The organism is Mycobacterium scrofulaceum, assembly GCF_002086735.1.
GTDB lineage: Bacteria > Actinomycetota > Actinomycetes > Mycobacteriales > Mycobacteriaceae > Mycobacterium > Mycobacterium scrofulaceum.
This window is the reverse complement of sequence record NZ_MVIJ01000009.1, coordinates 49266-72383: the sequence shown is the minus strand read 5'-3', so window position 1 is coordinate 72383 and position 23118 is coordinate 49266. Positions and strand designations below refer to the sequence as shown.

Sequence of the window (23118 nt, the reverse complement as noted above, 5' to 3'; positions counted from 1 at the left end):
AAAAAGTCGGTGAACGCGCAGCGTGGCGGCGTGACGGGCGGCCGCTACTGTAGTAGCCATGTCAGACCGCCCTCCGGCCTCCCTCACCATCCTCAAGCTTGCGGGATATTGCTTGCTGGCCGGTGTCGTCGCCACGGCGCTGATGTTTCCGTTCGCCGGCGGGCTGGGGCTGATGTCCAACCGGGCCTCCGAAGTCGTCGCCAACGGCTCGGCCCAACTCCTCGAGGGGGAGGTGCCCGCCGTCTCGACGATGGTCGACGCGAAGGGCAACACCATCGCCTGGCTCTACTCGCAGCGCCGGTTCGAGGTGACCAGCGACAAGATCGCGAACACGATGAAACTGGCGATCGTGTCCATCGAGGACAAGCGGTTCGCCGACCACAACGGGGTGGACTGGAAGGGCACGCTGACCGGCCTGGCCGGCTACGCGCGCGGCGACGTGGACACCCGCGGCGGTTCCACCATCGAGCAGCAGTACATCAAGAACTATCAGTTGCTGGTGACGGCGAAGACGGACGCCGAGAAGCGCGCCGCCGTGGAGACCACCCCGGCGCGCAAGCTGCGCGAGATCCGGATGGCGCTCACCCTGGACAAGACCTTCACCAAGCCCGAGATCCTGACGCGCTACCTGAACCTGGTGTCCTTCGGCAACGGTTCGTTCGGGGTGCAGGACGCCGCGCAGACGTACTTCGGCATCAACGCCTCGGACTTGAACTGGCAGCAGGCGGCGCTCCTGGCGGGCATGGTCCAGTCGACCAGCGCGCTCAACCCCTACACCAACCCCGAGGGCGCGCTGGCGCGGCGAAACCTGGTGCTGGACACCATGATCGAGAACATCCCGCAGGAAGCCGACGCGCTGCGCGCGGCGAAGGCCACCCCGCTGGGCGTGCTGCCGCAACCGAACGAGTTGCCGCGCGGCTGCATCGCGGCGGGCGACCGCGCGTTCTTCTGCGACTACGTCCAGGAGTACCTGTCGCGCGCGGGCATCAGCAAGGAACAGGTGGCCCGCGGGGGCTACCTGATCCGCACCACGCTCGACCCGGACGTACAGGTCCCGGTCAAGTCGGCCATCGACCAGTTCGCCAGCCCGACCCTGCCGGGCATCTCCAGCGTGATGAGCGTGATCCAGCCCGGCAAGACGTCGCACAAGGTGATGGCGATGGCCAGCAACCGCACCTACGGCCTGAACCTCGACGCCGGCGAAACCATGCGGCCGCAGCCCTTCTCGCTGGTCGGCGACGGCGCGGGCTCGGTCTTCAAGATCTTCACCACGGCGGCCGCGCTGGACATGGGGATGGGCATCAACGCCACGCTCGAGGTGCCGGGGCGGTTCCAGGCCAAGGGCATGGGCAGCGGCGGCGCCAAGGGCTGCCCCAAGGACAACTGGTGCGTGGTCAACGCCGGCAACTACCGCGGCTCGATGAACGTGACCGAGGCGCTGGCCACCTCGCCCAACACCGCGTTCGCCAAGCTGATCCAGCAGGTCGGGGTGACCCGCACGGTGGACATGGCGATCAAGCTGGGCCTGCGGTCCTACGCTGAGCCCGGGACCGCGCGCGACTACAACCCCGACAGCAACGAGAGCCTGGCCGACTTCGTCAAACGGCAGAACATCGGCTCGTTCACGCTGGGCCCCATCGAGGTGAACGCGCTGGAGTTGTCCAATGTCGCGGCCACGCTGGCCTCCGGCGGCACCTGGTGCCCGCCGAACCCGGTCGACAAGCTGATCGACCGGCACGGCAACGAGGTGGCCGTGACCACCGAGACGTGCGATCAGGTGGTGCCCGAAGGCTTGGCGAACACCCTGGCCAACGCGATGAGCAAGGACGCGGTGGGCGGCGGAACCGCGGCCGGTTCGGCCAGCGCGGCGGGCTGGACGCTGCCGGTGTCGGGTAAGACGGGCACCACCGAGGCGCACCGCTCGTCGGGCTTCGTGGGCTTCACCAGTCACTACGCGGCGGCCAACTACATCTACGACGACTCGACGACGCCGACTGACCTGTGCTCGTCGCCGCTGCGCCATTGCGGCGAGGGCGACCTGTACGGCGGTAACGAGCCGGCGCGCACCTGGTTCACGGCGATGAAGCCGATCGCCACCAGTTTCGGGCCGGTGCAGTTGCCGCCGACCGATCCCCGCTACGTCGACGGGTCCCCCGGGTCGCGGGTGCCCAGCGTCGCCGGCCTCGACATCGAGGCCGCGCGCACACGCCTCAAGGAGGCGGGCTTCCAGGTCGCCGACCAGAGCAACTTCGTCAACAGCAGCGCCAAGCAGGGCGAGGTGGTCGGAACCACGCCGAGCGGCGCGACGATTCCGGGCTCGATCATCACCATCCAGGTCAGCAACGGCATCCCGCCGGCCCCGCCGCCACCGCCGGAGGGCGCGCCACCGCCGGTGGGGTCGCAGGTGGTGGAGATCCCCGGGCTACCCCCGATCACCATCCCGCTGCTGGCGCCGCCGCCCCCGCCGCCGGGGCAGCCGCCCCCGTAACCGCGACCTTGGACGCCGTGGCGCAAGCTTTACGTTGCCAAAGCGCAACCGGCAGTAGGCTGCCAGCATGGCTGATGCAAGCTCCATGGCCCCCCTCTCCCCCTCGCCGCTGCGCGGACCGCGCCGTCGCGGGGCGCTGCCCACGCTGATTCGCGCCGGCGCCGTCGCACTCGGTTCGGCCGCCGCCGGCGTCGGCTACGCCGCCGTCGTCGAACGCAACGCCTTCGTCCTGCGCGAGATCACCATGCCGGTCTTGACGCCGGGCTCCACGCCGCTGCGGGTGCTGCATCTCAGCGACCTGCACATGCTGCCCGGCCAGCGGCGCAAGCAGGCCTGGCTGCGCGAGCTGAGCAACTGGGAACCCGACCTGGTCGTCAACACCGGCGACAACCTGGCCCACCCCAAGGCGGTGCCCGCGGTGGTGCAGGCCCTCGGGGATCTGCTGTCGCGCCCCGGGGTGTTCGTGTTCGGCAGCAACGACTACTTCGGCCCGCGCCTGAAGAACCCCCTGAACTACGTGATCAACCCGTCGCACCGGGTCCGCGGCGAGCCGCTGCCCTGGCAGGATCTGCGGGCGGCCTTCACCGAGCGCGGCTGGCTCGACCTCACCCACACGCGGCGCGAGTTCGAGGTGGCCGGCCTGCACATCGCCGCGGCCGGGGTCGACGACCCGCACATCGACCGGGACCGCTACGAGACGATCGCGGGCCCGGCCAGCCCGGCCGCCAACCTGCGCCTCGGACTGACCCATTCCCCGGAGCCGCGTGTGCTGGACCGCTTCGCCGCCGACGGCTACCAGCTGGTGATGGCCGGCCACACCCACGGCGGGCAGGTCTGCGTGCCGCTCTACGGCGCCCTGGTGACCAACTGCGGCCTGGACCGCTCCCGCGCCAAGGGGCCGTCCCGGTGGGGTGCGCACATGCAGCTGCACGTCTCCGCCGGGATCGGCACCTCGCCGTTCGCGCCGGTGCGGTTCTGCTGCCGGCCCGAGGCCACGCTGCTGACGTTGATCGCCACCCCGATGGGCGGTCGCGATTCGGCCAGCGACCTGAGCCGTTCGCAGCCAACAGTTTCGGTGCGTTGACCGAGCGGACCCGCATCGCGGTCCGCAGCCGCGCGCGGTGCTGGACGGACGACGCGGTCCGGCTGATCCAGGCCGACGCCCGCCGCAGCGCCGACACGCACCTGCTGCGCTACCCGCTGCCGTCGGCCTGGGGCGCGGACGTCGACGTGGCGCTCTATCTCAAGGACGAGACCACCCACATCACCGGCAGCCTCAAGCACCGGCTGGCGCGCTCGTTGTTCCTGTATGCGCTGTGCAACGGGTGGATCAACGAGGGCACCACGGTGGTCGAGGCCTCGTCGGGCTCGACGGCGGTGTCGGAGGCCTACTTCGCGGCCCTGCTGGGCCTGCCGTTCGTCGCGGTGATGCCGGCGTCCACCAGCTCGTCCAAGGTGAGGCTGATCGAAGCCCAGGGCGGCCGTTGCCATTTCGTGCAGAACTCGGCCGAGGTGTACGCCGAGGCCGAGCGCGTCGCCCGCGACACCGGCGGGCATTACCTGGACCAGTTCACCAACGCCGAACGCGCCACCGACTGGCGGGGCAACAACAACATCGCGGAGTCGATCTTCGAGCAGATGGGCGAGGAGACGCATCGGATTCCGGCGTGGATCGTGGTCGGCGCGGGCACCGGCGGCACCAGCGCGACGATCGGCCGCTACATCCGCTACCGGCGGCACGCGACCCGGTTGTGCGTCGTCGACCCGGAGAACTCCGCGTTCTTCCCCGCCTACGCCGAAGACCGCTACGACATCGTCATGCCCACCTCGTCGCGGATCGAGGGCATCGGCCGGCCGCGGGTCGAGCCGTCGTTCCTGCCCGGCGTGGTCGACCGCATGGTGGCGGTTCCCGACGCCGCCTCCATCGCCGCCGCCCGCCACGTCAGCGCCGTCCTCGGCCGCCGGGTGGGGCCCTCGACGGGCACCAACCTGTGGGGCGCCTTCGGCCTGCTCGCCGAGATGGTCGCCGAGGGGCGCGGCGGTTCGGTGGTCACGCTGCTCGCCGACAGCGGCGACCGCTACCAGGACACCTTCTTCGACGACGAGTGGGTCCGCGCGCAGGGTCTCGACACCAGCGGCCCCGCCGCGGAGCTGGTGGAGTTCGAGCGCTCCTGTCTGTGGCAGTGACCCGCCACCCCGCGGTTTGGCCAGCCGACGGGCCGGTGCGATAGGCTGTCGGAGCTTCAAGCGGGGTGTGGCGCAGCTTGGTAGCGCGCTTCGTTCGGGACGAAGAGGCCGTGGGTTCGAATCCCGCCACCCCGACCCATGTTGTAGCTGGTGAGAAGCCTACTCAGGGCAGCTAGGCGCTCTGCTGCAGCGTACCGGGTACGTTTTGTCCCTCAGACTCACTGCCATCGTTGGCATTTGATGGTCTCAGCGCCGCAGTACGGTGCTGGTCGAGCACGTCGGCCAGAGCGTCCAGGTCTGAGTCGAACAGGTCGGCGTATGTCCGCAGTGTGAGGCTCGGGTCTTCGTGGCCCAGCATCCTTGCCAGCGCCAAAACGTTGCCGCCCGCAGACACCGCCAAGCTGGCAGCTGTATGCCTCAGGTCGTGCGGCGTCACGGTCGGGAAATCGTCCAGCGAGTCGCGGGCCGCATTGAACACGCGGGGCCGCCAGTGGGAGATCCGGAGCGGCCCGCCTTTCGACGCGGAGAACAGCAGATCCTCTCGGCTCTTACCGACCATCTGCTTGCCAAGTTCATCCGCGAGGAAGGCAGGGAAGGGGACCGAGCGGCGCTCGTGGTCCTTCGGCGACTTCCACTCCAGACGGCCATCCGCCTCGGCTACCGCCTGGGAGATCTGCAGCCGACGACGAAGCATGTCTACCGAAGCAACCGACAACGCGGCCAGCTCACCCCACCGAAGTCCCGTGTACGCCAGGAGGCGGACGACCAGCCCGTGATCCTCTCCGGCGGCCAAGGCGAGCTGCTCAACTTGCTTGTGAGTGAGGTAGGCCCTAGACCTGTGCTGCCGCTTGGGAGCGTTTATCCCGTCGCACGGGTTACGGATCAGCCGCCCGTCTTCCGCCGCATCTTTGAGCACCATACGGAGGATGCCGAGCGCATTCTCGATGGTCGGCACGCCCGTTCCCGCGTCGACCAAGTCAGCCACCCATGCCTTGATGTCTGGAGGCAACACCTTCGTCAGCAGCAAGTCGCCCCACTTGTCAGCGACGTGAGCACGCCAGGTATGCCGCCTTGTGGCCCTGGTCGTCTCCGCGATGTCTGCCTTGCGGATCCACAGCGAGAACTGCTGTGCCACAGTCCATTCCCCCGCCACAGGTGGAGCAATGTCAACTCCGCCACGCGTGATCTGTTTAAGCCAGTCCGTCGCCTCGGCTTTGTACTGGAATCGTCGAGTATGTTCCTTGCCGCCGGTGTCGACGTAGCGTGCCCGGTACTGCTTACCCTTGCCGTAAAGCTTCGTCCGCTGGCCAGACCTGCTGATCCAGAGGTTCTCAACACCTTGACGCTGTCCTCGCTGCTGCTTCATGGCTCGAATCGTAGAGTACGCGTCCGACCGTGCCGCGAGATCGCGCGGAAAGTCGAACCGTCCCAGTTGTGCCACGCCTTCAACCGTGGCACAACTGGCACAGCGCGTGAAACGGGTTGAGGCAGAATAGGTCTCGTGAGAGATCTTGCACCTCCGGTCTCCACGAATCCACGGAAACTTCCGGAGGAGCGTGGAACTGGTCGTGGTGAGATCAAAGAGAAAGAGCTGGAGTAGTTGGCTCACAACAGCTACCACGTATCACGGAGAGATCATGCCCAACACAACGACACCCAACGACGAGCTGCTCAGCATCGGCGACGCAGCCAACTTGAGCGGCCACACCGTAGCCACCTATCGCTGGTATCGCGCCAACGGCATCGGGCCGAAGAGTTGGAAGTGCGGACGTTACGTGAAGTACTGGGTTCAGACGTTCTCGCATGGATGGCTGCACAGGAAGCCGCGACTGCCAGAGGCGGTGTCCGGTGACCGTACCGACAGGTGGCCTCGCGGACATCGCGGTTCTCGCGCACATGGATGGGTGTACTGTCCTCGACGCTGTGGCGGACTTCCTGGCCCGCTTCATCGCCTATCCCAACGAGCACGCCCGCTACGCACACACTTTGTGGCTCGCGCACACATGGCGCATGGACGAATGGGAATCCACCCCCCGGCTCGCGTTTATGTCACCGGAAAAGGGCAGCGGAAAGACGCGGGCACTTGAGGTAAGCGAGCACCTGGTTCCGCGTGCCGTGCGCGTCTCCCAGGCAACAACCGGATACGTCTTGGCCAAAGTCTCCCAAGACCCTCGCCCCACGTTGTTTTATGACGAGATCGACACCGTCTATGGCCAAAAAGCTAGGGGCAACGAAGATCTCAGAGCGGTACTGAACGCGGGCCACCGTCGCGACGGGACAGCGGGTCGCGGCCTTTGGGGTCCCGACGGCCTGACAGGCCAGGACTACTCCGCCTACTGCGCGGTTGCACTCGCCGGGCTTGGCGGACTTCCTGACACCATCGCCGACCGTGCCGTCGTGATCGCCATGAAGAAGCGCAAACACACTGAACGCGTGGAATCCTGGCGGGGGCGTGTACATCGCAGCGAAGCCAAGGAACTTGGTGAGCGCCTCAGCTCTTGGATGGAAAATGCCGTGTTTGGTTGGCCCGAGAAGATGCCCGTTCAAGATCGCACCGCCGACGTTTGGGAGGCGTTGGTGATGGTGGCCGACGCGGCTGGGAGTCACTGGCCCACAACCGCCCGAATGGCTGCGGTCGCGCTCTCGTCTTCCAATGAGGACAAGTGCAGCCATGGCGTTGTGCTGCTGCGTGATGTTCAAACCGTATTCGGCGACACGACCAAGATGTCTACACAAGACATCCTTGCTGGGCTGTGCGCCTTACCGGAGTCGCGCTGGAATCACTTCCACGGCCAGGGTTCTGCCATAACGGACCGCGACCTGTCCCGGCTCCTGAAGCCGTATGGCATTCACTCGAAGGATGTGTGGGTGTGTGACCGATCAGCGAAGGGCTACACCGCTGATGACCTACGGGACGCTTGGGAGCGGTATGTACACCCATCCACAATGCGCGAGGTCCGCGAGGTCGGCGATGGCCTGGAGGAAACGCGGTGACCGGCTTGCACGCAGGCCGGATGTCCACCGACTGCACAACGCAATTCGCCTTTTGCATCAGTGAAACTATTTTGACCCGGAGAGAGGGGGATGAACTTGCTTGACGTATCCGATTCCTCCGGCTTGCGGGGGTCCCCCCCAGGCGAACGAACCCAACCAGAACGGAGGCGCAATGCGCTGCAAGCATGACGACTGCGGCCGTCGGGCATACACGTCCGGCTGGTGCTCGACGCACTACCGGCGTTTGCGCTCGGGCCAGCCCATGGACGCGCCGATAAGGGGTTACGTGCGGATGCAAGAGCCGGTGGTCGGTCCTAATAAGCCAACCGGCGAGAAGCCGGTTCAACGAAAGCGGAAGAAGCCGTTCGAAGCCGAGTGGGCTTTGTTGAAGGAACTTGGCTTGGCGTGAGGGTGGGAATATGGCAGCCAGGCACGGCGCAGTGATCTCAGGACTTAGTGATCCTGCTCAGCGGCCAGGTAGTCGGCATCGCGGGCCAATCGATGTCGCTCCGCCGACCGCCGATGGGCATCGATGTTACCGAAACCGCCTTCGGCAGCTCTGTCGTGCAGCTCCGCTGCACGGCCATGGGCATCGCCAGCGGCTAGACGCGACGCATGCAGACGTTCACGCACCACTGCCAGACGCTTGGCCGCCTCATCGGCAGACCAGCGGGCCAGTCCAGAAACTCTGGACCGCCGTGCGGCGTCGTCGCTCATGGCGGCACCTCCAAGCCAACAACGCTACGCCGTTTCGTTTGGGCCGACTCAATCGTCGCTCACTTCCTACGGCCCGAACGAGGCCGTCAACTCGGCCAAAAAGAAGCCCGGTTCTGCGCCCGGCACCGTGCTGCGACCGTCCTGTCCATCTGAAGTACACCCATTCCAGACAGAGCTCTGGGGGTTACCTGGCGTCTAACTAGGGTGGGTTGCGCATTGATCGACACTGGTCTAGTTTGGATCTAAGATCCCAAATAGACACACGAGGAGGGCGCATGAGTGCGGGCCAGACCATTGGCTACGTGCGGGTCAGCACGGTCGATCAAAACACCGACCGCCAGTTAGACGGGCTTCACCTGGACAAAGTTTTCACCGACCACGCCAGCGGGAAGGACACCAATCGGCCCGCGCTAACCGAGTGCCTGACGTATGTGCGCCAGGGCGACGAACTAGTGGTTCACAGCATGGACAGACTAGCCCGGTCGCTGGTCGATCTCCGTCAGACCGTCGACGCACTCACGGCCAAGGGCGTCCGGGTTCGGTTCGCCAAGGAGGGCCTGACGTTTGGCGATACCAGCGACCCGTGCGCGACGCTGATGCTGTCGGTCATGGGCGCCGTGGCCGAGTTCGAACGCGCCCTGCTCTTAGAGCGCCAGAAGGAGGGCATTGCCATCGCCAAGACCAAGGGCATCTACAAGGGCCGTGTCCCATCGCTGAGCGACGACCAGGCCGACGCGGTTGCTCAGCGGTTGACCAAAGGTGAGTCGGCCTCGGCGCTGGCCCGCGAGTACGGCGTCAGCAGGGCCACGATCTACAACACCCGTGCGCGGCTCGACCGGAAGGTGGCCGACAAATGATCCCCGCCCACTTGGTGGCACAGTTGTCCTCTGCCTTGGCCCGGAGGGACGGGCGAGGCCCAACTGCCGACGACATGCTGCACGCGGGCAAGGACCTCGCCAGCGCCGCAATGGCCGTACTGGCTTGGGATGCCCAGCAGTGAGTTGGCTTCGGCGATGTCGAGGCCCTGTAATGACCCCTAGCCACCAAACCCAATCGGAGCGATCATGACTGGCATCAAAGGCATCGAATGGACCGGCGATAGCGTCCGCTCAGACATCGCGGGAGACCCTGACGCTTGGCTTCTCGCTGTGGGCTTTCTCGACAGCGTCCCCGTTGTCACGGCTGAGGCGTTCCGCCGCTATGTCGAGAACTGGATGATGGGACCTGACACGGTGATCGAGGGCGACGGGGCGCTAATCCACGATTCCTACACCGAGCGATTCGTATTCCCCGCCGTGGGCATTTTCGGGGGTGTGCCTGTCTACGCGCTCGAGGGCTATGGGAACTTCGAGCGTTAGCGGTCGTAGCGCCATGTCGGTGTCGGGGCTACGTGGCTTAGCGGACTCTGAGGCGACGTGTCACGACGTCACGAACACGCAAGGCCGCCTCGTAAGGGTCCTCGTGTTCCCAGATCCGGAGGCTCACCCAGCCAGCTTCGTTGAGCCGCTGGTCTGTGTCCCGATCACGCGACTTGTTCTCCACAACCTTATCCGACCAGTACTTCGCGTTAGTGACCGCGACTGTGTGGTGTTCAGGGCAACCGTGCCAGAAGCAACCGTCGAGGAAGACCGCAACCCGTGCCCGAGGGAAGACCAAGTCGGCGGTGCGCCGCAGTCCCTTGATCGGCTGTGTCGAGACCCTGTAGCGAAGCCCGAGGGCGTGGACCGCTGAGCGAAGCGCGACTTCCGGCTTAGTGTCCCTGCTCTTGTTGGCCTGCATGCTCGCCCGAACTCCAGCGGACGACGCCCATGATCCGACCACGGCTCCAAGCGTAGGACCGGCGTGCCGGAACCCATCTGTCGGTCCAGCTCCCTAACATCACTTGCGTGAGGAAAACCCTGACGATGATCGATCTCTTCGCCGGGTGCGGGGGTATGACGACGGGGTTTGTTCGACATGGCTTTCGGCCCGTCCTGGCTGTCGAATGGAACTTGCACGCTGCTGCCACGTATGCGGCCAACTATGGCGAGGACCACACGTACTGGGGCGACATCAACGATCGGCTCAAGTCGGACCTACCGAAAGCCGACATCGTCATCGGAGGGCCGCCATGCCAGGGCTTTTCCAACCTTGGAAGTCGCGATGTTAACGATCCGCGTAACCAACTCTGGAAGAGCTACCTGCAGGTCGTCGAGCGGGTGCGCCCCAAAGTCTTCGTCATCGAGAACGTCGACCGCTTCAAAAGCAGCACCGAGTTCCAACTGCTGCTACACGAAGCACGAAGCGGCATGATCCGCGATTATGAACTGTCGCACAACGTGCTGCTGGCTGCTGATTACGGCGTCGCGCAGCGCCGTCCGCGCACAATCGTCGTCGGATCGCGAGTCGGGCGCATTGAGTTACCGAAACCTACGCATGCGCGGGTAGCGGCTGGTCGGCTCAAGCCTTGGGTGACAGTGCGCGACCGCATCGGCAAGCTTCCAGAACGTCCTGTGACAACCTCGCTGCCGGAAGCTCGGACAACCTACTTCGGCGAGGATGTTCCCGGCCAGTTCAAGTGGCTTGACTTGCACTTCGGGCGGAATCCTCGCGAGCTATCACTGCTGCGCTACGACTGCATCCCTCCTGGCGGGGGCCGCTTCGACCTGCCAGATGAGTTGCTTCCCGACTGCTGGCGCAACAAGCCGACGGGCACGACCGATGTTATGGGCCGCATGCGCTGGGACGCGCCGTCGCTAACCATTCGTACCGAGTTCTTCAAGCCTGAAAAGGGCCAGTACCTCCACCCGCAATGGGATCGTGCCAACGCCCGGCGCCGCGTCAACCGTGTCATCACTCACCTTGAGGCCGCACAACTACAGGACTTCCCGGAAAGCTACCTGTGGTGCGGGTCGAAGATCGAGATAGCCAAACAGATCGGAAACGCCGTTCCGGTCGGCCTAGCGTCGGCTGTTGCGAAGCACATTCGCCGCTGTCTTGGGTGACCGGTCGGTTCTGGACGTGCCAGAAGGTTCGCGGGTATCGGACTACCTAACCTTGCGCTGCGACGGTCGGTTCGACTGAGGAGCCGACAAGTTCGCCGTGAAGTTTTCTCTCGGAGCAGACGTGTCACACGCTCGACTTGCCGGCATTGCCGGCAATGTCGAGCAGATGCCCGCCCCGTTCACATACGCGCTCTGCGGCTACCGCCCTGTTGAGCGTCAGCCTGACACGCCGTCAGACAAACCAAACATGTCAGACGCGCACGACCCTCTGTCGGTTGAACTTGGACGGGCGTTGTTGGACACGCTCGGAGTGTCGCGGGACAAAATCGCCCCAGCCGATCCAGGTAACGAGCTGGAAGAGCAGATCGTCGAGCACCTGAAACCTCTGCGTCCTGAGCTACGCATCGAGCGTGGGAGGCATGCGTATGAGTTCGCTCAGTACCAGCACCTGGATGTGTTTCCTCAGTTCAGAAGAACTTTTCAAGACCTGGGGCCGACTGTTGCAGATCTCAGCCAGCGTGTCCGGGCGGCTGACCTGGGTCGGGCGCGTTCGCGCATCGAGAGGGACTTGGAGCGACTCATTGCAAGCACCGCCCAGCAAGCCGCACTCGTTAGCGACTTGGGCGAGCAGATGCCAACTGAGTCACTGCTGAGGATCGATGTCTCCGTGGCGATCCCGCACGCGGGCGAGTTGGATGAGCTTGCGATCGGGCTGTCGTCGAAGTGGTCGCTCAGGACCGATCGCGCGCAGGACTGCGTCTCACAGGGAAACAAGCTGGTCTCACAGCGGCGTGGTCGGATGCCCCACTTCGGCGTCATCACCATCGAGCCTCGACCAGCTATGTTGCGCATTCTGGCCGATGGTTCAGGCGCGGTTGACTTCGTGTATCACCTCGACCTGTCTGCTCTCGCCGCCTCGATCGCCGCCGTCGCGGAGCGAAGGAGGAACCCGGCTCGCTGGTCTCCGGGCCAAACGTTCAACCGCCTGATGAGGCAGAAGCGTCTTCGGGACTTTGACGAACTGGTACACGAGGTAATTCGTGTGCCCGCCGACTAAGACCGCTGACGGCGCGTTACGCCATGGTCGCCTCAAATACCTCGAAGGGAGCTGGATTCGGTGAAGCCTCGTCTGCCGCGTTGGCTAGTAATCACCCTCAAGCTGGTTCTGGCCGTAGCTGCCGCCGCGTTGCTCGTACTGCAGGTTCTGCTTTCCCTTCATAAGTACGAGAAGCCAGCGTGGCTCCCGATAGTAGTGGTCGGCGTGGTTGCGATCGGCACACTGATCACGAACACGAGAGGAGTGTTCCAAGCCGCGACCGAGGGTCGCAAGTTTCAGGCGCGAACGCGGATATACAAGGCGTGTGTAGCCGCTGCTGCCGTGACCGCTGCTTCGACGAGCATCGATGTGTTGACGATTGGTGTCAGTGTCTTCACGGTCAAGAAGCACATCGCTCTGCGTCGCCACCTGTGGCCGTTTCGCCGCAAGAGCGTCCTACATCGCGTCGAGCGTTTCCGGGTGAACGGCCTCCCTCAACCCTCAAGCGTGACGTGGGAGTCTGGCAAGGGCGCAATCGGTCGTTGCCTCGCCACGCGGCGATGGCAGTACAAGGACTGGTCGCCAATCGCAGGGCGCTTTCAGGGCGTTACCCAGCCGACGAGGCAAGACTTCGACCTACTACCGGCGGACGACCGCTCAGACTTCACCTACGAAGAGTTCGTTCGAATCATGCACAAGTACGCCGAGATCGTCGCAGTCCCGATCATGTCGGTGGGCGGTGCTTCAATCATCGGTGTGATAGCAATCGACAGGCCGTACAACGCGGCGCTAACAGCACCGGTGTTCAACACCGACTACGTCCGCGACGCCGCTGAAACCGCTGCTGTAGCTATCGTCGATGACTTGCCGTCAGCACCTATATTGGACTCATAAAGCGAGGTGGGACTCACATGAAGCACGCTGCAAACCCGCAGGATGCACGCCATCGTTACATCGACATACTCCGGTCGCTGAACCCCGACGAGGTGTTGAGTAAGCGCCTCGATGAAATCGAGAACTTCCCAAGAGTCACCGTGACTCGCGCTGATGTGCATGATGTCGTGGCCCAGAAGCTCGAGGGAGCGCCAGAAGTGATTGTGGATGCCCTCACAACCGAGTTGGACGAGCAACTCGGTCTCGTTGGTGAGCACAATATGACGACTGCGTTGCGGCCCGACACCGTTAAGCCGTGGATCGAAATGCAGATCGACGGCGCGCTGGGTGACGATGGGTTCCAGCAGATCGTGCAGCGCCGTCTGCATGTGACGTAGTGACAAGTCAACGCCGGTCCCCGGCGGCTCGGAGTTGGCTTGTGATCGCGGTGTCGAAAACACGAGAACGTAGGCGACGCGGCCTGGCGGGTTGCTGAGGTCGATGGACCATACAGTGTGGTTTCCGATCGTGACATTGATCGGAATCCCAGTCGGAAACGCGATTTTCGCTGGAATCCTCGGATTAGTCGGCGCACATGTCGGACGAGGCGCAACTCATTACGCGGCCGAACTCCAAGCCCAAGTCAACCGCCAAAGCGCCGAACTGCAAGCGGCGCAACGGCGGCGCGATGTCGAAATCACTCAGCTACGTGAAGCGCAAGACGCACTGCTGGCGGCTGCGACCTCTGTTCAGTCGTTCGTCTGGTACGCGGAGGAACGGGTCCGGTCGGGTAGACCGATTACGACTGAAGAGTGGCAAGCGGCCAGGCCACTCATCGAACCAGCAATCCTTGCGGCGCAGAAACTGCGCGTCCTAGCCCCCACGCTGCCTACGGAGACCCTTCGCAGCGCGTACATCAGCGTTGAGCGCCTGGTTTTCAAAGTTGTGGCTGAAGGCGTCGAAGTTTGGAACGAATCGGTCAAAAGTGAAAACCAACCCGATCCGATTACGTGCGCCGTCAAGGCGACCGCAGACGAAATCAAACGCCTGTACGACGCGTACCCGACAGAACTGTTAGCCAAACGAGACTCAACCCAACTGCCCTGAAAGGCAGGACCCAAGCATCCCCGCCTGATGCGACCGGACGGCGCAACGGCGCGGCCAGGCTCGCGGCCCTTTCCGAGGTCGGTCACTGTCACCTGGGATGTTGTCATCGTCGCCCGATGCAGTACGCAGGCCGGTACGTTTTCCCATCGGACGGCAGTTGCTAATGACTGTGGATTCTTGATGGAGAACCGCTGCTTAGCAGGCATTATCCACTTTTAACCATTATCAGCCCCCGTCAGCCATCTCACCTGGTCGCCGTCGTTCGGGACGAAGAGGCCGTGGGTTCAAATCCCGCCACCCCGACCCAGTTGTGTTAGCTGGCATGACGTCGGCGGCAAAGTTTGACACTGCGGCGTCGCGGCATTGCCATTAAGCTTTTCCCGCATGGCGCTGGTGAGCCCGTCGTCCGGGCAGGGGGGGCCGCGCCGGGTTGGCCGATCGTCCACTGAATTTGCTGATCGCGCGGCGCCGGTGCCGCGCACCCACCCCACCCTGGCGGAGATCGCCCGGCGTCAGCAGGAGATCCGGGCGTGGGAAGACCTGAACATCGGCGGCTACCGGTTCGCCAGACCCGGCACCATCGTCGGCTCCCTGGTCTGCGGCGTGCTGGTGGTGCTCGTGGTGACGCCCATCCCGCCGAACTGGCCGTGGGACATCCCCACCATGATCCTGGCAGTCTTCACCGCGGTGGCGACGGTGACGTGCGGCCTGTTGTGGTTCGACAATCCGCATCCCCCACCCCGCCCCGAGCCGCTGGCGATCGTGCCGTTCTCCCGCGCGGAGAATCTGCGCCTGATGGCGGACCAGGCCGTCCAGGCCTACCGGGCCGTCTGCGCCTGCCCCGGCTGCGGCGACAACTCCGCCCACCTGATCCGCGTAGCCGCCCGCGACGAACCGGGCTGGGCCATGGTCACCCGGCGTTGCGCGGTGTGTGAACGCGAGTGGGCGCAGGCCTGAATCATTCTGTGGGCCAACGACTCACGCCCGGCCGTGACGCCGCTACGCGCAGTCGGCGCAGATCGACACGCCCGCGTTCGAGCTGCGCAACCGGCTGCGGTGCTGCACCAGAAAGCAGCTGGAGCAGGTGAACTCGTCGGACTGCTGAGGAATCACCGTCACCGACAGCTCCTCACCGGACAGGTCGGCGCCGGGCAGTTCGAAGAAGTGCACGTCGTTGGGATCCTCGTCGACCACCGCGGTGGCGGGTCCCTGCAGCGTTGGTGCCAGCTCGCGAATCGCCGATTTGTCCTGGGTTTCGGTGTCGGAGACCCGGCGTGCGTCATAGTCGCTTGCGGTCGGCATGGCGGTTCCTTCCTGCTCATGAGCCCGGGTTGACGCACTTTCCTGTACCCACCCGTTGGCGCAGGCAGTACCCCGTTCAGGCGCGGGTTACACCGGCGGGTCCGAAAAAGTTCGGCCGTCGGGGATCGACGCGCCGCAAGCGCCTGACCGCGGCCGGGTAATGGGCCAGCGCCAGCCCCAGCCACGGCGCGACGACGGACACCAGCAGCGCCGCGATCGCGACCCCTTCGTGCCCCAGCAGCAGCTCGACCAACCCGATCGCCAGGCTGACCGCCCAGACCACCACGGCGACGAGGCCGAGCACCGGAAACTCCAGCTCGTGCTCGACTGGATAGTTTGCTGCTCGCAACGAAACGGGCGCGACCATGATCCGCTTTTACCCGGTCAGCGGCGCTATTAAACGTCTCGGCCGGCGGCCGGCCTCGGGGCGGTGTTCGTTAGCTCACATTGCTCAGCTTGCGGGCGGCGGGGCGGGCTCATCGGAATTGGCGGCGTGCCAGGCCAGCTCGGCCTCGCGCACCCGCCGGTGCGTGCGCACCAACCACACGGCGCTCGCGGCACCCAGCACCGCGGCCAGCACCACGGCCGTCCAGCCCGCCGGCGCGTGACCCGTCGCCAACGCGAACAAGCCGACGGTCAGGGCGACCACCGCGACGGCCGAACCGGCCAGGCCGGGCGCGTTCGCGCCGTAGGTGACGGTTTCGCCCGCGTGCCGACGGGCGGTCCGTTGGTGATCGACCGGGTCACCTTTGCCGAAATCCAACGTCACTCCTCGCGAGAATTATTGTCTGCCGGGCTGATTCGCGCGGTTGGCGGCCTACCGGCCGGGACGCCGCGACAACAGGGGCCATGCCGCTACTGCAGAACCGCAACCGTTTCGCGGATCACATCGCGGTTACCCGCCGCCCGCCAACCCAAACGAGACGGCGTCCCGGTGTCAGCCGGCCTCGGTATGGGTATGCCGCGCAGATGAAACCCGCCGTCTTGTTCGACGTCGACGGAAGCCTGGTCGACTCCAACTATCTGCACGTCTACGCGTGGCTACGCGCCTTCGACGCCGAGGGGCTGCCCGTGACCGCCTGGCAGATCCACCGCTGCATCGGCATGGACGGCTCCACGCTGGTGCGAACGCTCTCCCATGACGCGCCGGACGAGGTCCAGGAGCGGCTGAGTGACGGCCACAGCCGCTACTACCGGGAGAGCACCCCGCTGCTCGCGCCCCTGCCCGGGGCCCGGGCCCTGCTGCGCCGCGTCGCCGAGCTCGGGCTGCAGGTCGTGCTGGCCACCTCGGCGCCCGACGACGAGCTGGAGATTTTGCGCAAGGTGCTCGACTGCGACGACGTCATCTCCGAAACGACGTCGTCGCGCGACGTCGACACCGCCAAACCCGAGCCCGGCATCGTGCGGGTCGCGCTCGACCGGGCCGGGGTTGATGCCGACCATGCCGTGTTCGTCGGGGACGCCGTGTGGGACGCACACGCCGCGGCGGGCGCCGGATTGCCCTGCATCGGGCTGCTCAGCGGCGGCATCGCGCGCGAGGAGCTGCAGGCGGCGGGCTCGTCCCCGGTATTCGCCGATCCGCAAGGCCTGCTCGACCATCTCGACGCGACCCGCATCGCCGAACTCGCGCTACATGCCGCGAGTGCGCAGCAGCAGCGGTAGCAGCGACCAGAACAGCACGAACAGCGTCACCGCGCACGCTCCCGCGACCAGCCCCGGGCGGTTGCCGGCCACGGCGGCGAACACGATGACGGTGACCCCGGTCAGCGCCAGGCCGAGCAGCGCCAGCCCGGCGTACGCGCAGCGGTGCGCGGCCGACACCAGCACCTTGAGGCGGTGGCGCCGGAAGAGCAGGCGGTGCATGGCGACCGGGGCGATCAACAGCACCGTTGCGCCGACCGAACACGCCACCGTCGCGAGATACAGGCTGCGCATCGACGGGACCAGGATGTCGAAACGTTGCTGGAACGGCAGCGTCAACAGGAAACCGGTGAGCAGCTGCACGCCCGTCTGCACAACCCGCAGCTCTTGCAGCAGGTTGTTCCAATTGCGGTCCAGCCGTTGGATTTCGGTTTCCCCACGCTCGCGGCTGTCCCACCGCTGGTCGTCTTGGGGATTATCGACGTCCATAGCCGTGATCATCGCACCCATCGCGTGCGCCGGCGCCGTTTCGCCACCCGGGTCGCGATAGTCCTCGCCGGCTTGTGCAACGCGAATCGCATTGCGCGCCCGTAGACGGGAATTCATGTTCGCAACGGGACGCCGGCAATTCGGCCAAACACGTTGGCGCCCAACCGCGGCGGCACCGCGCCGCGCAACTCGCTAGCGGCTGACGTTGTCGTCCCGCACCGCGGTCAGCGCGTCGTCCAGCGTCGGGTACAGCGGGAAGGTCTTGTCCAGCCCGGTCAGGTGGATCGGCCGCCTGGTCGCCGGACCCCGCGCGACCACCCCGAACCCCGTCGCGCTGCCCAGCTTCTCGTAGGTGGCCGCCAAGATCTTCAGCCCCACCGAGCCCAGAAACTCCACCGCGGACAGATCGATCACCAGTGCCGTCGGATTCTCCGCGACCACCGCGCCGATGGCCTGCTCCAGGGCCGGCGCCGTGACCAGATCGATTTCGCCGCTGACGCTGACCACGGACACCCCATCGTGGTCCTCGACCAACGTGGTAATCGAATCGGGAGCTGACAACGGCGGTCCTTTGTCCTGGGCTCTAAGTGTGGTGCAAGCCTAGCCTGCGTTGCGAACTGCGAGAAGAATATGCCCTCAACACCTGCCTCGCGACAACCCACGCTAGTCTCGCAAAATCGAGCCTGCACGGGGCGGGGCCCGGACCGGCAGTCGGGAGGCCACATGTCACATTCGCCGGCGGAGTTCAGCGGCGCGGGTGCCACCGCGCAGGCGATCAGCATCTCCAGCGAGGGCCTGCTGCCCCAGCTCGTCCAGCATCTTCGGCAGAACCGGACCGTCCTGCGCGAGGAATGGGCGCGCAGGATCACCGAGGCCGAACTGCTCACCGCGATGACGCCGGAGGAACTGTTCTCCGAGGCGACGGCCGTCTACGACAACTACGTTGAGGTGCTCGAGACCGGTAGCGTCGAGGCGCTGCAGGCCTACGCGCGTGACCTGTCCGAACGCATCATCCCCCGCGGCGTCGAGACCGACGAGGTCGTCGGCATCGTGCTGCTGCTGCGCGACGTGCTGGCGCGCTCCCTGTTCGAGAAGTACCAGACCGAGTTCGAGATGCTCAACCGGGTGCTGGACGCCTACGAACCGGCGGCCAACCGGATCGCCAACACCGTGGCGGTCAGCTTCGTGCAGGAACGCGAGCGCATCATCCGCCAGCAGCAGGAGGCGATCCGTGAGCTGTCGACGCCGGTGCTGCAGGTGCGCGAACAGCTGCTGATCCTGCCGATCATCGGGGTGCTGGACAGCCAGCGCGCCCGCCAGGTCACCGAGCAACTGCTGCGGGCCATCCGCGCCAACCGCGCCAAGGTGGTGGTCATCGACATCACCGGCGTGCCGACCATCGACTCCACGGTGGCCAACCACCTGGTCCAGACGGTCGACGCGTCGGGTCTGATGGGGGCGAGCGTGATCATCACCGGCCTGTCCTCCGAGATCGCGCTGACGCTGGTGACGATCGGGCTGGACCTGTCGAAGATGAACGCCGTCGGCGACCTGCAGGGCGGCATCGAGGAAGCCGAGCGCCTGCTGGGCTACGAGGTCTCTCGCACCGGCGAGCAGACCGGCTAGACATCAGGAACGCGAGCGCCCCATGCCGGTACCGATCCTGAAACAGGGTGCGATCCTGATCGCCTCGGTGCAGGCCGCCCTGAGCGACTCCGACGCCGAGCGGCTCCGCTACGACCTGATGGAGCGGGTCAGCCGGTTCCGCGCGCAGGGCATCATCGTCGACGTCACCGCGATCGACGTGATGGACTCCTTCGCGGCCCGGTCGCTGCGCACGATCGCGCACATGACCCGGCTGCGCGGCGCGGACACCGTCATCGTCGGCCTGCAGCCGGAGGTGGCCTTCGCGATGGTCCAGCTGGGCCTGGCGTTCGACGACATGAATACGGCGCTGGACCTCGAGGAGGGCCTGGCCCTGCTCAATCGCCAACTGGGGCAGCGTAAACCGACGATCGGGCGCGACGGTGGGGGCTGACATCGTCGTCGACATCGACCACCCCGACGACATCGTCGAAGCCCGCAAAGCGGGCCACCAACTCGCACTCGATCTGGGATTCTCCCTCACCGACGTCACGATGATCGCCACGGCGATCTCCGAGATCGCGCGCAACATCACCAGCTACGCCGGTCGCGGCGCCGTCCGGGTGTTCGTGGCCGACCGGGACGGGCGCAAGGCCCTGGTGGTGCGGGCCGAGGATCAGGGACCCGGCATCGCCGACATCGAGCGGGCGATGGAGGACGGCTACTCGACCGGCCGGGGGCTGGGGATGGGCCTGCCCGGTTCGCGCCGGCTGATGGACAGGTTGCTCGTCGAGTCGGCGCTCGGCCGCGGGACGGTCGTCGAAATGTGGAAATGGGTGCCGCCCCGTGCATGAGAACGGCCGCATCGGGCCGATCGAATGGGCGCGGGCGGGTCGCCCGCTGCCCAGCGAGTACATCTCGGGTGACCGGGGCCTCGCGGTCGACATCGACGGCGAGGCCGCGCTGTTCGGGGTGGTGGACGGCCTCGGCCACGGTCCGGAGGCGGCAGCCGCGGCGCTGCGCGCCATCGACGCGGTTACACGCTCCGGCTCCGAGCGGCTCGAAGTCCTGGTCCAGCTCTGCCACCGGGTGCTGGAGGGCACCCGAGGGGTCGCGATGACCCTGGCGCGGGTGGACTTCGCGGCCAACACGCTGACCTGGACGGGCGTCGGCAACGTGACCGCCGACCTGGTGGCCAAGTCCGCGACCGGCGTCCAGATCCGGTCCAGCGCGCGCCTGACCGCGGGCATCGTCGGCTACCGCATCCCGGAAGTCCGTCCGGCGCAGGTGGTTTCGATCCGCCCCGGCGACCTGCTCGTGATGAGCACCGACGGGATCGCCGGCGACTACCTCGACCACGTCGACTTCGCGGCCTCCGCCGTCGCGATAGCCGAAGAGCTGCTGGGCAAGGACGCCAAGGAAACCGACGACGCGATGGTGCTGACCGCCCGCCATCGGGGAGCGTCGACGTGAGCGACGACGACTTCCACGCCCAGTACGCCGCGGCATTGCGCGGCTACCTGCAGGCGCGTGACGAGGACAGCCTGGCCGTCGCCTACGAGCTCGGGCGGCGGGCCCTGCAGGAAGAGGTCAGCCTGCTCGCCATCATCGAGCGCCACGTCCAGCTGATCCTCGAAGTGGCAGAGGACGTCCGGATCGACGCGCCGATCGCGCTGGAGTTCCTGTTGCAGATGCTCGTCCCGCTCGACATCGCCACCCGCGGCTTCCTGGACGGCACCAGGCGCTACGCACGCGAGCGGGCCCGCGCCGAGGGGCTGGCCGACCGCGACAAATTCCGCACCGCGCTGGTCAATTCGCTGCAGGAGGGGTTCTTCGTCGCCGATCACCAGGGCGCCGTGATCGAGATGAACAACGCGCTGATCGAGATCCTCGGCTATCCCGCCGAGGGCCTGCCCTACCGGTGGCCACATCCGTGGCTGGTGGACCAACAGGGCGCAAGGCAGCAGCAGGCCCTGGTCCAGAGCATCGGCACCACCGCCTATGAGACACCGATCCGGCATCGCGACGGGCACCTGGTGTGGGTGACGGTGAGCATCAACGCCGTTCAGGGCAGCGGCAGTGAGCAAGGCGTCTTCGTGGGGACCATGCGCGACATCACCGCCGAACGGGCCTTCGCCGCGCGCGAGAGCGCCGTCCTGCGGTTGGCCACGGCGGTGGCGGTGGCCAAGAGCGTCGACGAGCTGCTGTCCATCACCCTCGACGAATGCAGCACGGCCATCGACGTGCAACGGGTGGTCGCGATCTCCTGGCCGAGCGGCGAGGGCGAGCCGACCGTCCAGGTGGCGGGCGAGACGTCCCAAACCTCTTGGCGCAGGCTGGATCCGTGGTTGCGTCACACGTTCGAAGACGCGCGCCATCAGCTTCCGCTGACCGCCAAGACGGTCGAACGGCCCGAGAACCCCGGCAAGGCACAGGGTTTGGTGGCGGTGCTTTCCGGCGCGGGCGACCTGGCGTTGTGGCTGGAGCTGCGCACGCCACGCTGGGTCAGCGCCGAAGACCGGCTCCTGATCACCGTCCTCATCGGCCACCTCAGCCTGGCCATGCAGCATGTCCGCCAGTTCGAGAGCGCCCGCGAGACGGCGCTGACATTGCAGCGCGCCCTGCTGCCGACGATGCAGCCCCCGCCCGGGTTCGTCGTGCGCTACGAGCCCGCGGTCCCGCCGCTGGAGATCGGCGGCGACTGGTATGACGTGCTGCCGATCGGCGATCACCGCATCGGCATCGTCGTGGGTGACTGCGTGGGTCGTGGGCTGCCGGCGGCCGCGGTCATGGGCCAGCTGCGCAGCTCGGCGCGCGCACTGCTGATCAACGGGGCGGAGCCCGCGCTACTGCTCGAGCAGCTCGACTCGGCGGCATCGCTCATCCCGAATGCCTACTGCACCACCGTCTTTCTCGCGATCCTGGACACCGAATCCGGGGTTTTGCAGTACAGCAACGCCGGCCACATGCCCGCCGTGCTCGTCGGGTCCGGACCCGGGACGATCACGATGTTGACCGATGCCGCGTCGGTGCCGCTCGCGGTCCGCCGCCCGGAACCGCGCCCGCAGAGCAGTCGCGTGTTGCCGCCGGGCTCCACCCTGATGCTGTTCACCGACGGGCTGGTGGAACGCAAACACGAGTCCATCGACGACGGGATCGACCGCGCCGCAGCGGTTCTGGTGAAGACGACGACGCTGCAGCTGGATTCGGTCGCCGATGCGGTGCTGCGTGGGCTGGCTCCGCCGGCGGGGTATGACGACGATGTGGCGATGGTGATCTACCGGCATCAGCAATCCCCGCTGCGGATCGAAACCGAGGCCAGCGCAGAGCGGTTGGTCGGAATCCGGCATAGGCTGGCCGACTGGTTGCGCACCGCGGGCGTGCCGGACGAATCGGCCGCAGACATCGTGCTGGTAGTCAACGAGGCCTGCACGAACTGCGTCGAGCACGCCTACGCAGGCCAGCGTGTGGGCACGATGGTGCTCGACGCCGAACTCGCCGAGGGGGAAATCCGCGCCCGGATCACCGACCACGGCTCGTGGAAGACGCCGGCCCCCAACCCGGACGATGGCGGGCGGGGTTTGTTGCTGATGAGAGCGCTCAGCAGCGCAATCCAACTCGACTGCGCGCCCACCGGCACGACCGCCGACATCAGCTTCCGGCTGCCGGCCGGCGCTGACACCCCACCGTTTGTGGGCCCCTGATAGCGGGTAGTC

The 23118-nt window shown here is 66.1% G+C and carries 26 protein-coding genes and 1 tRNA gene; 19 read left to right on the top strand and 8 right to left on the bottom strand.

Annotated features, from left to right (window positions below; all coding sequences use genetic code 11):
- Positions 1–58: 58 nt before the first annotated feature.
- The 4 genes from ponA2 (at position 59) to BST44_RS08315 (ending at position 4810) form a co-directional block, all read left to right on the top strand.
- The gene (ponA2, locus tag BST44_RS08330; protein ID WP_083176513.1) at positions 59–2488 is read left to right on the top strand and encodes a transglycosylase/D,D-transpeptidase PonA2; all 2430 of its coding nucleotides are present in this window, start codon (positions 59–61) and stop codon (positions 2486–2488) included.
- An 85-nt stretch (positions 2489–2573) separates the two neighbouring features.
- Positions 2574–3572: a metallophosphoesterase gene (locus tag BST44_RS08325; protein ID WP_083176511.1), complete on the top strand. Its 999-nt coding sequence runs from the start codon at positions 2574–2576 to the stop codon at positions 3570–3572.
- A complete protein-coding gene (gene cds1, locus BST44_RS08320) occupies positions 3569–4675 on the top strand; it encodes an L-cysteine desulfhydrase Cds1 (RefSeq protein WP_083176509.1) in 1107 nt (368 codons plus the stop codon). Before BST44_RS08325 ends, cds1 begins: the two co-directional genes overlap by 4 nt.
- A gap of 61 nt (positions 4676–4736) precedes the next feature.
- Positions 4737–4810, top strand: a tRNA-Pro gene (locus BST44_RS08315).
- A gap of 37 nt (positions 4811–4847) precedes the next feature.
- Here the strand turns inward: BST44_RS08315 and BST44_RS08310 are convergent.
- On the bottom strand, positions 4848–6041 hold the full coding sequence (locus BST44_RS08310) for a tyrosine-type recombinase/integrase (RefSeq protein WP_083176652.1): 1194 nt from the start codon (positions 6039–6041) through the stop codon (positions 4848–4850).
- Between the two features lie 482 nt (positions 6042–6523).
- Between BST44_RS08310 and BST44_RS08305 the strand changes: the two genes are divergently transcribed.
- The gene (locus BST44_RS08305; protein WP_158086644.1) at positions 6524–7669 is read left to right on the top strand and encodes a DUF3631 domain-containing protein; all 1146 of its coding nucleotides are present in this window, start codon (positions 6524–6526) and stop codon (positions 7667–7669) included.
- A gap of 453 nt (positions 7670–8122) precedes the next feature.
- Here the strand turns inward: BST44_RS08305 and BST44_RS29465 are convergent, their stop codons facing one another.
- Complete coding sequence (locus BST44_RS29465; protein ID WP_142274407.1) at positions 8123–8386, bottom strand: hypothetical protein; 264 nt, start codon at positions 8384–8386, stop codon at positions 8123–8125.
- A gap of 275 nt (positions 8387–8661) precedes the next feature.
- Between BST44_RS29465 and BST44_RS08300 the strand changes: the two genes are divergently transcribed.
- Together BST44_RS08300 and BST44_RS08295 are read left to right on the top strand one after the other, a co-directional pair.
- The gene (locus tag BST44_RS08300; protein ID WP_083176505.1) at positions 8662–9243 is read left to right on the top strand and encodes a recombinase family protein; all 582 of its coding nucleotides are present in this window, start codon (positions 8662–8664) and stop codon (positions 9241–9243) included.
- Positions 9244–9450: 207 nt separating this feature from the next.
- Positions 9451–9744, top strand: coding sequence for a hypothetical protein (locus tag BST44_RS08295; protein WP_083176503.1), 294 nt, complete (start codon positions 9451–9453; stop codon positions 9742–9744).
- A 37-nt stretch (positions 9745–9781) separates the two neighbouring features.
- On the opposite strand, the gene BST44_RS08290 is transcribed toward BST44_RS08295, so the two are convergent.
- Complete coding sequence (locus BST44_RS08290; RefSeq protein WP_208619751.1) at positions 9782–10207, bottom strand: very short patch repair endonuclease; 426 nt, start codon at positions 10205–10207, stop codon at positions 9782–9784.
- A 65-nt stretch (positions 10208–10272) separates the two neighbouring features.
- On the opposite strand from BST44_RS08290, the gene BST44_RS08285 reads away from it, so the two are divergent.
- The 6 genes from BST44_RS08285 (at position 10273) to BST44_RS08265 (ending at position 15343) form a co-directional block, all read left to right on the top strand.
- Positions 10273–11370 (top strand): DNA cytosine methyltransferase, encoded by a 1098-nt coding sequence (locus BST44_RS08285; protein WP_244184756.1) that lies wholly within the window; start codon positions 10273–10275, stop codon positions 11368–11370.
- A 97-nt stretch (positions 11371–11467) separates the two neighbouring features.
- Positions 11468–12427 (top strand): NgoMIV family type II restriction endonuclease, encoded by a 960-nt coding sequence (locus BST44_RS08280; protein WP_083176499.1) that lies wholly within the window; start codon positions 11468–11470, stop codon positions 12425–12427.
- A gap of 60 nt (positions 12428–12487) precedes the next feature.
- On the top strand, positions 12488–13300 hold the full coding sequence (locus tag BST44_RS08275) for a hypothetical protein (protein ID WP_083176497.1): 813 nt from the start codon (positions 12488–12490) through the stop codon (positions 13298–13300).
- A 17-nt stretch (positions 13301–13317) separates the two neighbouring features.
- Positions 13318–13677, top strand: coding sequence for a hypothetical protein (locus BST44_RS08270; RefSeq protein ID WP_083176495.1), 360 nt, complete (start codon positions 13318–13320; stop codon positions 13675–13677).
- A gap of 115 nt (positions 13678–13792) precedes the next feature.
- Entirely contained in the window at positions 13793–14386 is a 594-nt protein-coding gene (locus tag BST44_RS29460) for a hypothetical protein (RefSeq protein ID WP_142274406.1), read from the top strand.
- A 384-nt stretch (positions 14387–14770) separates the two neighbouring features.
- Positions 14771–15343 (top strand): hypothetical protein, encoded by a 573-nt coding sequence (locus tag BST44_RS08265; RefSeq protein WP_142274405.1) that lies wholly within the window; start codon positions 14771–14773, stop codon positions 15341–15343.
- A 42-nt stretch (positions 15344–15385) separates the two neighbouring features.
- Here BST44_RS08265 and BST44_RS08260 read toward each other — a convergent pair whose 3' ends face one another.
- The 3 genes from BST44_RS08260 to BST44_RS08250 all read right to left on the bottom strand — a co-directional run bounded on the left by BST44_RS08260 (position 15386) and on the right by BST44_RS08250 (position 16457).
- Complete coding sequence (locus BST44_RS08260; protein WP_083176491.1) at positions 15386–15688, bottom strand: DUF4193 domain-containing protein; 303 nt, start codon at positions 15686–15688, stop codon at positions 15386–15388.
- A gap of 76 nt (positions 15689–15764) precedes the next feature.
- Complete coding sequence (locus BST44_RS30630) at positions 15765–16055, bottom strand: hypothetical protein (RefSeq protein WP_208619750.1); 291 nt, start codon at positions 16053–16055, stop codon at positions 15765–15767.
- A gap of 84 nt (positions 16056–16139) precedes the next feature.
- The gene (locus BST44_RS08250) at positions 16140–16457 is read right to left on the bottom strand and encodes an MraY family glycosyltransferase (protein WP_083176489.1); all 318 of its coding nucleotides are present in this window, start codon (positions 16455–16457) and stop codon (positions 16140–16142) included.
- A gap of 200 nt (positions 16458–16657) precedes the next feature.
- Between BST44_RS08250 and BST44_RS08245 the strand changes: the two genes are divergently transcribed.
- Entirely contained in the window at positions 16658–17350 is a 693-nt protein-coding gene (locus tag BST44_RS08245; protein WP_083176487.1) for an HAD family hydrolase, read from the top strand.
- On the opposite strand, the gene BST44_RS08240 is transcribed toward BST44_RS08245, so the two are convergent.
- A complete protein-coding gene (locus BST44_RS08240; RefSeq protein ID WP_083176650.1) occupies positions 17318–17818 on the bottom strand; it encodes a DUF6328 family protein in 501 nt (166 codons plus the stop codon). The two genes, BST44_RS08245 and BST44_RS08240, sit on opposite strands and share 33 nt — an antisense overlap.
- A gap of 192 nt (positions 17819–18010) precedes the next feature.
- The gene (locus BST44_RS08235; protein WP_142274404.1) at positions 18011–18379 is read right to left on the bottom strand and encodes an STAS domain-containing protein; all 369 of its coding nucleotides are present in this window, start codon (positions 18377–18379) and stop codon (positions 18011–18013) included.
- A gap of 162 nt (positions 18380–18541) precedes the next feature.
- Between BST44_RS08235 and BST44_RS08230 the strand changes: the two genes are divergently transcribed.
- From BST44_RS08230 to BST44_RS08210, 5 genes are read left to right on the top strand one after another with little or no spacing between them, the layout of a single operon-like run.
- A complete protein-coding gene (locus BST44_RS08230; RefSeq protein ID WP_007166647.1) occupies positions 18542–19444 on the top strand; it encodes an STAS domain-containing protein in 903 nt (300 codons plus the stop codon).
- Positions 19445–19466: 22 nt separating this feature from the next.
- Positions 19467–19856, top strand: coding sequence for an STAS domain-containing protein (locus BST44_RS08225; protein ID WP_055399935.1), 390 nt, complete (start codon positions 19467–19469; stop codon positions 19854–19856).
- Positions 19846–20256 carry an anti-sigma regulatory factor gene (locus tag BST44_RS08220; RefSeq protein ID WP_083176483.1) on the top strand — a complete coding sequence of 137 codons (411 nt, stop codon included), beginning with the start codon at positions 19846–19848 and terminating at the stop codon, positions 20254–20256. Before BST44_RS08225 ends, BST44_RS08220 begins: the two co-directional genes overlap by 11 nt.
- Positions 20249–20875 carry a SpoIIE family protein phosphatase gene (locus tag BST44_RS08215; protein ID WP_083176481.1) on the top strand — a complete coding sequence of 209 codons (627 nt, stop codon included), beginning with the start codon at positions 20249–20251 and terminating at the stop codon, positions 20873–20875. The genes BST44_RS08220 and BST44_RS08215 overlap by 8 nt, the downstream gene beginning before the upstream one ends.
- Positions 20872–23106: a SpoIIE family protein phosphatase gene (locus BST44_RS08210; protein WP_083176479.1), complete on the top strand. Its 2235-nt coding sequence runs from the start codon at positions 20872–20874 to the stop codon at positions 23104–23106. Before BST44_RS08215 ends, BST44_RS08210 begins: the two co-directional genes overlap by 4 nt.
- Positions 23107–23118: the final 12 nt, after the last annotated feature.